At 58.6% G+C, this 12,320-nt stretch carries 18 protein-coding genes; 8 read left to right on the forward strand and 10 right to left on the reverse strand.

Translation table 11 applies throughout. From position 1 onward, the window contains the following. Positions 1-12: 12 nt before the first annotated feature. The 3 genes from ACCD02_RS19365 to ACCD02_RS19375 are packed head-to-tail and all read left to right on the forward strand — an operon-like array spanning position 13 to position 1,524. Positions 13-402 carry a FagA protein gene (locus tag ACCD02_RS19365; protein ID WP_413305180.1) on the forward strand — a complete coding sequence of 130 codons (390 nt, stop codon included), beginning with the start codon at positions 13-15 and terminating at the stop codon, positions 400-402. A gap of 32 nt (positions 403-434) precedes the next feature. Continuing rightward, positions 435-911, forward strand: a complete 477-nt coding sequence (locus ACCD02_RS19370) for a hypothetical protein (protein ID WP_413305183.1) — start codon at positions 435-437, stop codon at positions 909-911. A gap of 1 nt (position 912) precedes the next feature. Continuing rightward, the gene (locus ACCD02_RS19375; protein WP_413305186.1) at positions 913-1,524 is read left to right on the forward strand and encodes a superoxide dismutase; all 612 of its coding nucleotides are present in this window, start codon (positions 913-915) and stop codon (positions 1,522-1,524) included. Between the two features lie 307 nt (positions 1,525-1,831). Here ACCD02_RS19375 and ACCD02_RS19380 read toward each other — a convergent pair whose 3' ends face one another. From ACCD02_RS19380 to ACCD02_RS19425, 10 genes are all read right to left on the reverse strand, one after another. Beyond that, positions 1,832-2,104 (reverse strand): HPr family phosphocarrier protein, encoded by a 273-nt coding sequence (locus ACCD02_RS19380; RefSeq protein ID WP_413305189.1) that lies wholly within the window; start codon positions 2,102-2,104, stop codon positions 1,832-1,834. Between the two features lie 16 nt (positions 2,105-2,120). Continuing rightward, the gene (gene rapZ / locus ACCD02_RS19385; protein WP_259098295.1) at positions 2,121-2,978 is read right to left on the reverse strand and encodes an RNase adapter RapZ; all 858 of its coding nucleotides are present in this window, start codon (positions 2,976-2,978) and stop codon (positions 2,121-2,123) included. A gap of 2 nt (positions 2,979-2,980) precedes the next feature. After that, complete coding sequence (gene ptsN, locus ACCD02_RS19390) at positions 2,981-3,448, reverse strand: PTS IIA-like nitrogen regulatory protein PtsN (protein ID WP_413305192.1); 468 nt, start codon at positions 3,446-3,448, stop codon at positions 2,981-2,983. 12 nt (positions 3,449-3,460) lie between these two features. Next, positions 3,461-3,769 carry a ribosome hibernation-promoting factor, HPF/YfiA family gene (gene hpf / locus ACCD02_RS19395; RefSeq protein ID WP_259098298.1) on the reverse strand — a complete coding sequence of 103 codons (309 nt, stop codon included), beginning with the start codon at positions 3,767-3,769 and terminating at the stop codon, positions 3,461-3,463. A gap of 76 nt (positions 3,770-3,845) precedes the next feature. Next, the gene (locus ACCD02_RS19400; RefSeq protein ID WP_413305194.1) at positions 3,846-5,342 is read right to left on the reverse strand and encodes an RNA polymerase factor sigma-54; all 1,497 of its coding nucleotides are present in this window, start codon (positions 5,340-5,342) and stop codon (positions 3,846-3,848) included. Between the two features lie 185 nt (positions 5,343-5,527). Further along, entirely contained in the window at positions 5,528-6,253 is a 726-nt protein-coding gene (lptB, locus tag ACCD02_RS19405; protein WP_413305196.1) for an LPS export ABC transporter ATP-binding protein, read from the reverse strand. Further along, on the reverse strand, positions 6,254-6,808 hold the full coding sequence (gene lptA, locus ACCD02_RS19410; protein ID WP_413305198.1) for a lipopolysaccharide transport periplasmic protein LptA: 555 nt from the start codon (positions 6,806-6,808) through the stop codon (positions 6,254-6,256). Further along, positions 6,795-7,367, reverse strand: a complete 573-nt coding sequence (gene lptC, locus ACCD02_RS19415) for an LPS export ABC transporter periplasmic protein LptC (RefSeq protein ID WP_413305201.1) — start codon at positions 7,365-7,367, stop codon at positions 6,795-6,797. The genes lptA and lptC overlap by 14 nt, the downstream gene beginning before the upstream one ends. Positions 7,368-7,376: 9 nt before the next feature. Beyond that, positions 7,377-7,913, reverse strand: a complete 537-nt coding sequence (locus tag ACCD02_RS19420) for a KdsC family phosphatase (RefSeq protein WP_413305203.1) — start codon at positions 7,911-7,913, stop codon at positions 7,377-7,379. A 30-nt stretch (positions 7,914-7,943) separates the two neighbouring features. Next, positions 7,944-8,918, reverse strand: a complete 975-nt coding sequence (locus ACCD02_RS19425) for a KpsF/GutQ family sugar-phosphate isomerase (protein WP_413305210.1) — start codon at positions 8,916-8,918, stop codon at positions 7,944-7,946. Between the two features lie 318 nt (positions 8,919-9,236). Between ACCD02_RS19425 and ACCD02_RS19430 the strand changes: the two genes are divergently transcribed. Genes ACCD02_RS19430 through ACCD02_RS19450 form a run of 5 tightly spaced genes read left to right on the forward strand, consistent with a single transcriptional unit; the run spans position 9,237 to position 12,279 of the window. Further along, positions 9,237-10,046, forward strand: coding sequence for an ATP-binding cassette domain-containing protein (locus ACCD02_RS19430; protein WP_413305213.1), 810 nt, complete (start codon positions 9,237-9,239; stop codon positions 10,044-10,046). Next, positions 10,046-10,843: a lipid asymmetry maintenance ABC transporter permease subunit MlaE gene (gene mlaE, locus ACCD02_RS19435; RefSeq protein WP_259098313.1), complete on the forward strand. Its 798-nt coding sequence runs from the start codon at positions 10,046-10,048 to the stop codon at positions 10,841-10,843. Before ACCD02_RS19430 ends, mlaE begins: the two co-directional genes overlap by 1 nt. Beyond that, entirely contained in the window at positions 10,843-11,310 is a 468-nt protein-coding gene (gene mlaD / locus ACCD02_RS19440) for an outer membrane lipid asymmetry maintenance protein MlaD (protein ID WP_413305216.1), read from the forward strand. Before mlaE ends, mlaD begins: the two co-directional genes overlap by 1 nt. Before the next feature lie 11 nt (positions 11,311-11,321). Next, entirely contained in the window at positions 11,322-11,981 is a 660-nt protein-coding gene (locus ACCD02_RS19445) for a phospholipid-binding protein MlaC (RefSeq protein ID WP_413305219.1), read from the forward strand. After that, positions 11,974-12,279, forward strand: a complete 306-nt coding sequence (locus tag ACCD02_RS19450) for a lipid asymmetry maintenance protein MlaB (protein WP_413305221.1) — start codon at positions 11,974-11,976, stop codon at positions 12,277-12,279. The genes ACCD02_RS19445 and ACCD02_RS19450 overlap by 8 nt, the downstream gene beginning before the upstream one ends. Positions 12,280-12,320 lie beyond the last annotated feature (41 nt).

Consider the following 12,320-nt stretch of genomic DNA (forward strand, 5'->3'; position numbering starts at 1 on the left):
TGAGATTGGGTCATGGGCCTCTTTCTGCACGAATCACCGCATCTGGACCACTGGCGTTTCCTCGGTGTGCGGGTGCGCTGCGCCCTTGATGCCGATGAACCCCGCTCAATCGAACATTACCTTGCCGAAGGGCGCTATCTGGCGCGCTTCACTGCCACGCCCCAGTCTCTGATCGCCGAAACCACCTTGCGCCTGTTGCTCGATACCGCGCGTGACACGGTATTGCCCTGGCATTGGCGCTGCCTGTGCCTGGACCAGGCCTGGCGTCCCCTGCGCGACCTTCATGCCCTGGCGCAGACCCCGGCCCGTCTGGCGCGCTACCAGTCCGGCGTGCAGGAATTGGCCACCTGCGTCCTGCAACCTTCGATCTCAACCAATGAACTCATAGCCGCCGGTCTTTGACCGACACCCGTCAGCGTCCCTGGAGGTATGTCATGCAGCATTGGAAACGCACCATTGAAGAGGCCAATCGCTGTTTCAATCGCGGCGATCTGGTCGATGCCCGCGAGTTGTACCTGCAGGCGCTGGCACTGGCCCAGGTGTTGTTCGAACGCTGGGCCAACGTTGACGAGGCGGTTGCCGCTTTCGTCATTTCCCATCACAACCTGGCCGATCTGCACCTGGCCCTGGGCCAGCCGGAGGAGAGCGCCGAGTACCTGTGCGCGGTTCATCAGCATTTGCTCCAGGCCATGCAGGAGCAGCGTCTGCCCCCGGCCCTGCGCCAGGCAGCGCTGCGTCACAGCAGCAAAACCTACACCGAACTGCTGGGTTTCATCAGCGAATACGGCGAATACCCGCGCACTCACCGGCTGCTCAGCAGTGGCGGCGAGCAATCGCGCATGTCACTGCTGCGCAATGCGGCGGCCATCCCCGGTCTTACTTATCCCGGCCATACTTACGGAGTTCATTGAGATGCCTTTTACCTTGCCTGCCTTGCCCTACGCTTACGATGCCCTCGAGCCGCACATCGATGCGCAGACCATGGAAATCCATTACAGCAAGCATCACCAGACCTATATCAACAATCTCAACGCCGCTGTAGAAGGCACCGAATGGGCTGAATGGCCGATCGAGAAATTGGTGGCGGCGGTGCAGCAGCTTCCGGAAAAATTGCGCGCGGCAGTGATCAACCAGGGCGGCGGCCATGCCAACCACTCGCTGTTCTGGGCGGTGATGGCACCTGCCGGTGGCGGTTTGCCAAAAGGCGAAGTCGCCAAGGCTATCGATGAGCAACTGGGCGGCTTTGACGCTTTCAAAGAGGCCTTTACCAAGGCTGCGCTGACTCGTTTCGGCAGCGGCTGGGCCTGGCTGAGCGTGACCCCGCAGAAGACACTGGTGGTGGAAAGCAGCGGCAACCAGGACAGCCCGCTGATGAACGGCAATACGCCGATCCTGGGTCTGGACGTCTGGGAGCACGCCTACTACTTGCTGTATCAGAACCGTCGTCCTGAATACATCAACGCTTTCTACAACGTGATCAACTGGGACGAAGTGTCCAGGCGCTATCTGGCCGCCGTGGCCTGAATTCATATAACAAGAACTAAGGCAGTGTATGCGTCTGGATATTCACAAGGTCGGCAGGGGGCGAAGGTTTCGCCGGGCGGCAGGATTGATTGTGTTTTTGCTCGGTGTCGTATTGCTGATTGGCCGGGCGCCGGGCTGGCTGCTGTTCTGAGTTGAATGCCTGCGTCGAGGAGAGGCGTACACAAATCCGTAGGAGCCGGCTTGCTGGCGATAGCGTCGGGTCAGTCGGCGTGAATGTTGCCCGTTATACCGTCATCGCCAGCAAGCCGGCTCCTACAGAGCCGTATTCCATAATCAGAGACGCGGTTTACTCGCCTTCATCAAAGTAGTTATTGATCAGCGCCACCAATCCATCCAGTGCCTCCTGTTCCTTTTCGCCCTCGGTGTGCAGGTGGATTTCGGTGCCTTTACCTGCCGCCAGCATCATGACGGCCATGATGCTCTTGCCGTCGACCATGCTTTGCGGGGTACGCCCGATCCTGATCTGGCAGGAGTATTGGCCCGCCACGCCGACGAATTTAGCCGCTGCACGGGCATGCAGGCCGAGCTTGTTGATAATGGTGATTTGACGAGCGGGCATCGCAGTGAAAGTCCTTTCAACTAAGGTCGCGGTGGCGGACCTGAACGTTCTTGAGGGATTGTTGCAGCACTCGGCCCAGGCGTTCCGTCAGATAGACAGAGCGGTGATGCCCGCCGGTACAGCCAATCGCAATGGTGACGTAGGATCGATTGCTGGCGGCAAAACGCGGCAGCCACTTGTTGAGGTAGGCAAAGATATCCTGAAACATCTCTTCGACATCAGGTTGCGCCGCGAGGTAGTCGGCAACCGGTTGATCCAGACCGGACTGCTCGCGCAGCTCCGGTTTCCAATAAGGGTTGGGCAGGCAGCGCACGTCGAACACCACATCGGCTTCCACGGGCATGCCGCGCTTGAAACCGAAGGACTCGATCAGGATGGCGGTGCCTGGCTCCGGTTTGTCCAGCAGGCGCAGTTTCAGCGTGTCGCGTAGCTGGTAGAGATTCAGGTGGGTCGTGTCAATGGACAGGTCAGCCAGATCGATGATCGGGCTCAGCAGCTTGCTCTCGTCGCGTATCGCTTCAGCCAGAGAGCGATTGGCATTGCTCAACGGGTGGCGACGACGGGTTTCCGAGAAGCGTTTGAACAGTGTGGCCTCGTCCGCATCGAGATAGATGACATCGCAGCGGATATTGCGCGAGCGAACTTCTTCGAGCATTTGCGGGAAGCGGGTCAGGTGGCTGGGCAGATTGCGCGCATCAATGGAGACGGCGAGCATCGGTTCAGCCAGTTCGGTATTGATCAGGGCGCGCTCGGCAAGCTCGGGCAGCAGGCCGGCGGGGAGGTTGTCGACGCAATAGAAGCCGCTGTCCTCCAGAACATCGAGGGCCGTGCTCTTGCCTGAGCCGGAGCGGCCGCTGACGATGATCATGCGCATGATCAGTTACCGTTCTGCACGTCCAGTACCACTTGATAAAGCAGCTCACTGCTTTTGGCACTGCGCAGTTTTATGCGGTTATCGGCGTTATCCAGCATGCCGGCGATCTGGCGCAGCAACTCCAGATGGGCATCGGTTGCCGCTTCGGGGACCAGCAGAACAAACAACAGGTCGACAGGCGCGCCATCGATGGCGTCGAATTCTATCTTCTCTTTCAGATGAAGCACTGCGCTGATCGGTGAGGTCAAGCCCTTCAGCCGGCAGTGTGGAATGGCGATACCATTGCCAAAACCGGTCGAACCGAGTTTTTCGCGGGCAATAAGATGCTCGTAGACGTCTTGCTGATCAATTTCAGGGCTTGTCCCCTTGGCAATCAGCCTGGCGATTTCTTCGAGCACCTTTTTTTTACTGGTGCCTGGCACGTCCACGAATGAACGGCCAGGGGTCAGGATATTTTCAAGTCGGATCATGTAGGTGGGGTATCAGCGCGCCGCTGCACCTTGCAGGCTGCGTTGCTGTTTTTCCTTATGCTTGAGCAATTGTCTGTCGAGCTTGTCGGTCAGGAGGTCGATCGCTGCGTACATGTCGGCATGTTCCGCGTTGGCGACCACTTCTCCGCCGGGTATGTGCAGGGTGGCTTCGATTTTCTGTTTCAGCTTCTCGACCTCCATGATCACCTGCACATTGGTGATTTTGTCGAAGTGGCGCTCCAGTCGTCCGAGTTTCTCGGTGATGTAGTCGCGTAGGGCGTCGGTCACATCCAGTTGATGTCCACTGATGTTGACTTGCATACCGCTTTCTCCTTATTGCCAGTGCATAGAGAGGCAGGCTGATGCCTGCCACTGGAACGCTGCCAGCTTGCCATCGTCACATCAGGCGCTTGCGCTCACTGGACGGTGCTATCCCAAGTGATTCGCGGTATTTGGCTACTGTGCGACGGGCTACTTGAATGCCTTGTGCCTCCAGTAAACCAGCGATCTTGCTGTCACTCAACGGCTTTTTCTGATTTTCCGCAGCAACCAGTTTTTTGATGATCGCGCGGATGGCTGTGGACGAGCATTCTCCGCCTTCGGAGGTGCTTACGTGGCTGGAGAAGAAGTACTTGAGTTCATATATGCCACGGGGGGTATGCATGAATTTCTGCGTCGTTACACGGGAGATGGTCGATTCATGCATGCCGACAGCTTCGGCAATATCGTGCAGGACCAGCGGCTTCATCGCCTCGTCGCCGTACTCAAGGAAGCCGCGCTGGTGCTCGACGATCTGGGTGGCAACTTTCATCAGGGTTTCGTTGCGGCTCTGCAGGCTCTTGATGAACCAGCGGGCTTCCTGCAACTGATTGCGCATGAAGGTGTTGTCGGCACTGGTATCGGCGCGACGGACAAAACCGGCGTACTGCGGATTGACTCGCAGACGCGGCACCGATTCCTGGTTGAGTTCGACCAGCCAGCGCTCATTGTCCTTGCGCACGATCACGTCGGGGACCACGTATTCGGCTTCGGTGGACTCGATCTGCGAGCCCGGACGCGGGTTGAGGCTCTGCACCAGTTCGATGACCTGGCGCAGCTCTTCTTCCTTGAGCTTCATGCGGCGCATCAGTTGGGTGTAGTCGCGACTGCCCAGCAGGTCGATGTAGTCGGTGACCAGGCGCTGTGCCTCGGCCAGCCAGCGGGTCTTGGCGGGCAGCTGACGCAGTTGCAGTGACAGGCATTCGCTAAGGTTGCGCGCGCCGATGCCGGCCGGCTCGAATTGCTGGATGCGGTGCAGAACCGCCTCTATTTCATCCAGCTCGATGTCCAGCTCGGGATCGAAGGCGTCGAGAATTTCTTCAAGCGTCTCGTCCAGGTAGCCCTGGTTGTTGATGCAGTCGATCAGGGTGACCGCGATCAGGCGATCGGTGTCGGACATCGGCGCCAGGTTCAACTGCCAGAGCAGGTGGCTTTGCAGGCTTTCCCCGGCCGAGGTGCGAGTGGTGAAGTCCCACTCGTCGTCGTCATTGCTGGGCAGGCTGCTGGCGCTGGTCTGGTAGACGTCTTCCCAGGCGGTATCCACCGGCAATTCGTTGGGGATGCGTTCGCCCCACTCGCCATCCTCCAGGTTGTCCACGGTGGGCGCGGATTCCTGCTGGTAGGTCGGTTCCTGGATCTCGGTGCTGGTTTTCGCTTCGATATTGTCGGCCAGTGGATCGGCGTTGTCGAAGTCGTCGCCTTCTTCCTGGCGTTCCAGCATGGGATTGGACTCCAGCGCTTCCTGGATTTCCTGTTGAAGGTCCAGAGTCGACAACTGAAGTAAGCGGATGGCCTGTTGCAGCTGCGGCGTCATCGTCAGCTGCTGGCCCATTCTCAAGACTAGCGATGGTTTCATGGCAGGGGCTAAACACCTTATTCGCCGGCGCACATGCGCCATCCACTACAGGGCGCCGAAGCGCCAACATAAGCAAATTATATGCCTGAAACTGAAGTCTTTGCCTAGAGTGTGATGCAATTAAAATTGCATCGCTCCGGGCCCTCAGGCATTGCCCATAGTCGGGCAGTGAAACATCGCAGCCATCAGAGGCGAAATTCGTGTCCGAGGTAGACTTCTTTCACCAACTGGTTGGCCAGGATGGTTGCCGAGTCGCCTTCGGCGATCAGTTGCCCGTCGTTGACGATGTAGGCGGTCTCGCAGATGTCCAGGGTTTCACGGACGTTGTGGTCAGTGATCAGGACGCCGATGCCCTTGGCCTTGAGGTGGTAAATGATTTGCTTGATATCGCCGACCGAAATCGGGTCCACACCGGCGAAGGGTTCGTCGAGCAGGATGAACTTCGGTGAAGTTGCCAGCGCGCGGGCGATCTCGACCCGGCGACGTTCGCCACCGGACAGGCTCATGCCCAGGTTGTCGCGGATATGGCTGATGTGGAATTCCTGCAGCAGGCTTTCCAGCTCTTTGCGGCGGGCAGCGGCGTCCAGCTCCTTGCGGGTTTCCAGGATCGCCATGATGTTGTCTGCAACCGACAGCTTGCGGAAGATCGAGGCTTCCTGGGGCAGATAGCCAATGCCTGCCCGGGCGCGGCCGTGCATGGGTTGGTGGCTGACATCCAGGTCGTCGATGAGCACACGGCCCTGGTCCGCCTGGACCAGGCCCACGATCATGTAGAAGCAGGTCGTCTTGCCTGCGCCGTTAGGGCCGAGCAAGCCGACGATCTGACCGCTGTCGATGGACAGGCTCACATCGCGCACCACTTGGCGGGCCTTATAGCTTTTAGCCAAATGCTGGGCTTTCAGCGTTGCCATTTACTGGGCCTTCTGCGGAGTGTTCGGTGGGGTGGTCTTGTTCTTCGGCTGGATAACCATGTCGATGCGCGGACGCGGCGCGGTAATCTTGGAGCCATTGGCGCGACCGGCGTTGACCACCTGTTTGACGGTGTCATAGACGATTTTCTCGCCTTCGGACGTGTTGCCGTCGTTGATGACCTTGGCCTTGTCGATCAGCACGATGCGGTTTTGTGCGGCAAAGTACTGGATCGTCACGCCATAGGCCTGGACGATGGGTTTATCCACCTGGGGCTTCTGCTCGTAGTAGGCCAGGTTGCCGACCGAAGTAAAGACGTCGACGTCACCCTGGGCGTTGCGCGTGATGGTCACGGTGTTGCCGGTGATCTTCATGGTGCCCTGAGTGATGATAACGTTGCCCTTGTAGGTGGCAACGCCCTGCTTGTCATCGAGCTGAGCATCGTCAGACTGGATGTGGATTGGCTGATCGCGGTCGGTCGGCAGGGACCAGGCGCTCGCGCTTCCCAGTGCTGCACCCAGGCCAAGCAAAAAAGGAAGGGTATTAACGAGCCTCATACTGCCCTCTTACGTTGGATAGCAAGTTTATCTTGCTGTCATTCAAGTACGCTTTCATTCCCTTGGCCGTAGTCACACCGCCAGCGCCGTCGATTCTAACGGCTTGCTCGGTCTGCGCATATTGCTTCTGCGGGAATACAGTCATACGGCTACTGGTGATGATGGTGGTGCGGTTTCTTTCATCGGTGCGCGCAACGCGCACATTGTCGATCAGTTCAACCTGGTCGCCGCCCGATGACACTTCAGCCTGTTTGCTTTGCACATGCCATGGGTAGGCCGTGCCGCGATACATGAACATGTCCGGGTTGGTCAGCCAGCTGACATCGGTGGCCTTGAGATGCTCGACCTTGTCGGACGTCAATTCATATTGCACGCCGCCATCGGGCAGGTACTGCACGGTATGGGCGTTGGTCGCGTAGAAGTCGATGGCGGTGTCGTCAACGACCGTCTTGTTCTTGTCCAGGAAGCTTTCCGGGTTGATGTTCCAGTAGCCTGCGGCGGCCAACAGCAGGGCCAGCACTCCGAAGACCAGGAACGTACGAAATCTTTTGCTTAGCATAAATGGCTTCTATAAGTAGGCGGCATTGGCCGCTTCGAGGCTGCCCTGGGCGCTCAGGATCAGCTCGCAGAACTCACGCGCAGCACCTTCGCCACCGCGTGCCTGAGTCACGCCATGGGCGTGCTGGCGCACGAAACCCGCGGCGTTGGCGACGGCCATGCCCAGGCCGACACGACGGATAACGGGTAAGTCTGGCAGATCATCACCCAGATAAGCGACCTGTTCGTAACTCAAGTTGAGTTGGGCGAGCAATTCGTCGAGTACCACCAGCTTGTCTTCGCGGCCCTGATACAGGTGCGGGATGCCCAGATTCTTCGCCCGGCGCTCGACCACCGGGGTCTTGCGCCCGCTGATGATAGCCGTGGTAACGCCTGCGGCCATCAGCATCTTGATGCCCTGGCCGTCGAGGGTATTGAAGGTCTTGAATTCGCTGCCGTCTTCGAGGAAGTACAGGCGGCCATCGGTCAGCACGCCATCGACGTCGAACACGGCCAGTTTGATCTGTTTGCCACGTTGCAGCAGATCTGCGGTTGCTTCAGGGGTCATTTCACTGGCCTCCATTAATAAGTGCAGCCATTACATGACACCTGCGCGCAGAAGGTCCTGCAGGTTGAAGGCGCCCACCGGACGGTCGTTTTCGTCGACGACGATCAGCGCGCCAATCTTGTGGTCTTCCATGATTTTCAGGGCCTGGGCGGCGAGCATGTCGGCCTTGGCGGTCTTGCCGTGCACGGTCATCACTTCGTCGATGGTGGTCTGGCGGATATCGATCGGGCGATCCAGGGTACGGCGCAGGTCGCCGTCCGTGAAAATCCCGGCCAGGCGGCCGTCAGCTTCCAGGATAGCGGTCATGCCCAGGCCCTTGCGGGTCATTTCCATCAGGGCGTCGCGCAACAGGGTGCCGCGCTGCACCTGGGGCAGGTCGTCGCCGGTGTGCATGACGTTTTCCACCTTGAGCAGCAGGCGTCGACCCAGTGCACCACCGGGGTGGGAGAAGGCGAAATCTTCGGCAGTGAAGCCGCGGGCGTCGAGCAGGGCCACCGCCAGGGCATCGCCCATGACCAGCGTGGCAGTGGTCGAGGAGGTCGGTGCCAGGTTAAGCGAGCAGGCTTCGTGCTCGACATGGGCATTCAGGCTGATGTCGGCGGCCTTGGCCAGGGTCGAAGTCGGGTTGCCGGTCAGGCTGATCATCTTGATACCCAGGCGCTTGATCAGCGGCAACAGGGTGACGATTTCTGCGGTGGTGCCCGAATTGGACAGGGCGAGGATGATGTCGTCCCGGGTAATCATGCCCATGTCGCCATGGCTGGCCTCGGCCGGATGCACGAAAAACGCCGGAGTGCCGGTACTGGCCAGGGTCGCGGCAACCTTGCGGCCGATATGCCCGGACTTGCCCATGCCGACCACGACGACGCGGCCACGGCTTGCCAGAATCATTTCGCACGCGCGTACAAATTCGGCATCGATAAAGCCCAGCAGGCCTTCCACGGCTTCCATTTCGAGGCGGATGGTGCGTTGTGCGGATTGAATCAGGTCGCTGGATTGGCTCATATCGGAAATCGGTCAGCCTGTGAAAAGGCGGCGATTATAACGGTAATGCACGATTCCCTCACGCTCGATCGTCGCACTTTGAAATTGCGCACATTTCTTGCGTGCGACAAGCCGTAAATACGGGCCATTTGCCATATCCCTGCATATATGAGGGCTGTATCAAATATCTGTCCTCGTGCTGAATGAAGCAGGGTTCTCTCTTTGGCGTCCCTCTATTGCGGTGGTATAGTTCGCCGCTTGTTCGACCCACCTAGATAGCCTGTCCCCCTGCCTCAGGGCTCGGCAGCTGAGAGTGAGGTTGTATCGCAAGGAGTCTAGATGAGCGCCGATAACGCCTACGCGATCGAGCTGAAGGGCGTGTCCTTCAAGCGCGGTACGCGCAGCATCTTCAATAATGTCGACATTCAAATTCCCAGGGGCAAGGTCACCGGCATCATGGGGCCTTCGGGCAGCGGCAAGACCACCTTGCTGCGTCTGATGGGGGCACAACTGCGCCCGTCGAGTGGTGAAGTGTGGGTCAATGGTCAGAATCTGCCGAAGTTGTCGCGCAGTGATCTGTTCGATGCCCGCAAGCAAATGGGTGTTCTTTTTCAAAGCGGCGCCCTGTTCACCGATCTCGATGTCTTCGAGAACGTGGCCTTTCCGTTGCGTGTCCACACCGAACTTCCCGAAGAAATGATTCGTGACATTGTCCTGCTCAAGTTGCAGGCGGTGGGGTTGCGCGGTGCCATCGAGCTTATGCCCGATGAGTTGTCCGGCGGCATGAAGCGGCGCGTGGCCCTGGCCCGCGCCATCGCTCTGGATCCCCAGGTGCTGATGTACGACGAACCATTTGTAGGTCAGGACCCGATCGCCATGGGCGTGCTGGTGCGCCTGATCCGCCTGCTCAACGATGCGCTGGGGATCACCAGTGTCGTGGTCTCCCATGACCTGGCCGAGACCGCGAGCATTGCCGACTACCTCTATGTAGTCGGCGACGGTCAGGTGCTGGGGCAGGGGACGCCGCAGGACCTGATGAACTCGGACAACCCGCGCCTGCGCCAATTCATGACCGGCGATCCGGACGGCCCTGTGCCGTTCCACTATCCGGCGCCGGATTTTCGCGAAGATCTTTTGGGGAAGCGCTGATGCGCAGAAAGTCATTACTGGACCGCGTTGCCCATCTGGGGCAGGGGGCCATTGAAACCGTCACGATACTGGGGCGTTCCGGTCTGTTCCTGGTCCACGCCCTCCTGGGCCGTGGCGGGATTGGCGGCGGCTTTCAGCTGCTGATCAAACAGTTGTACTCGGTGGGTGTCCTGTCGCTGGCGATCATCGTCGTATCAGGCATATTCATCGGCATGGTGCTGTCGTTGCAGGGGTTCAGCATTCTGGCCAAATACGGTTCCGAGCAGGCCGTGGGGCAGATGGTGGCATTGACCTTGCTGCGTGAATTGGGCCCGGTGGTGACGGCCTTGCTGTTTGCCGGGCGCGCAGGATCGGCGTTGACCGCCGAGATTGGCAATATGAAGTCCACCGAACAGCTGTCGAGCCTGGAAATGATCGGGGTCGACCCGCTCAAGTACATTGTTGCGCCGCGTTTGTGGGCGGGCTTCATTTCCTTGCCGGTGCTGGCGTTGATCTTCAATGTGGTGGGTATCTGGGGCGGATCCTGGGTGGCTATCGATTGGTTGGGTGTGTATGAGGGTTCGTTCTGGGCCAACATGCAAAACAGCGTCTCTTTTACGGATGACGTAGCCAATGGTGTAATTAAAAGCATAGTCTTCGCTTTTGTGGTGACCTGGATCGCCGTATTCCAGGGTTACGACTGTGAGCCCACTTCAGAAGGGATCAGCCGTGCCACGACCAAGACTGTCGTGTATTCCTCCTTGGCCGTACTGGGCCTGGACTTCATTTTGACCGCCTTGATGTTTGGAGATTTCTGATGCAAAACCGCACCATCGAAACAGGTGTCGGCCTGTTCCTGCTGGCCGGCCTGCTGGCTTTGCTCTTGCTCGCCCTGCGGGTCAGTGGTCTGACTGCCACGACGGCCAACGATACTTATAAACTTTATGCGTATTTCGACAATATCGCCGGTTTGACTGTCAGAGCGAAGGTGAGCATGGCCGGTGTCACCATCGGCAAGGTCACTGCAATCGATCTGGATCGTGAAAGTTTTACCGGGAAGGTGACGATGGAAGTGCAGAAGGGCGTGAATAATCTGCCAATCGATTCGACTGCTTCGATCCTGACTGCCGGGCTGCTGGGCGAGAAATACGTCGGTCTCAGCGTCGGCGGCGATTCGAAACTGTTGACCGATGGCGGAACGATTCATGACACCCAGTCGTCCCTTGTACTGGAAGACCTGATCGGCAAATTCCTGCTCAACACCGTGAGCAAAGACGCTAAATGAGGATGTTTGACATGATCTCGACCTTGCGCCGTGGTCTGCTGGTCTTGCTGGCTGCACTGCCAATGCTGGCCAACGCTGCGGCAGACCAGTCTGCCCATGATCTGGTGGATCGTACGACCAAGCAGCTGTTGAGTGACCTGGCTGCGAACAAAGAAACCTACAAAAGCAACCCGAGTGCTTTTTATGATGCGCTGAACGGTATTGTCGGCCCGGCCATCGATGCCGACGGCATTTCCAAGAGCATCATGACCGTCAAGTATTCGCGCAAGGCCACGCCTGCGCAGATGCAGCGCTTCCAGGAAAACTTCAAGCGCAGCCTGATCCAGTTCTACGGCAACGCCTTGCTCGAGTACAACAACCAGGGCATTACCGTATCCCCGGCCAAGGAAGAAGGCTCCGACCGGACCAGCGTGGATATGCAGGTCAAGGGCAATAACGGCGCGGTCTATCCGGTTTCCTACACCCTCGAAAAAATCGACGGCCAGTGGAAAGTGCGCAACGTGATCATCAACGGCATCAACATCGGCAAGCTGTTCCGTGATCAGTTCGCCGACTCGATGCAGCGCAATGGCAACGATCTCGACAAGACCATTGATGGCTGGGCCGGCGAAGTCGCCAAGGCCAAGGAAACTACCGTCGATGCAGCGCAGAAGGCGCCTCAAGGTGAGTGAGTCGCTTGTTCGCCTTGGTGCAGCCGGAGAGATCGAACTGGTCGGCGTGCTCGACTACCGTACCGGCCCGGCCCTGCGCAAGCAGGGTGGGGCGCTGATCAAGTCGAGCCAGGCAGCATCCGTTGTGCTGGATTGCTCCGCTGTCGAGAAGTCGAGCAGTGTTGGTCTGGCATTGCTGCTGGCGTTCATGCGCGATGGCGCCGCTCTGGGCAAGGCTGTCAGCGTGCGTGCGCTGCCGCTGGATATGCGCGAAATCGCCAAGGTTTCAGAGCTGGACGCACTTCTTTTACAATCATAAATCGCTATCCACGACTAAGCCCTCTGTCCGGGCCCCGTATT

This window comes from Pseudomonas sp. Pseusp88, from assembly GCF_047303955.1.
Lineage (GTDB): Bacteria > Pseudomonadota > Gammaproteobacteria > Pseudomonadales > Pseudomonadaceae > Aquipseudomonas.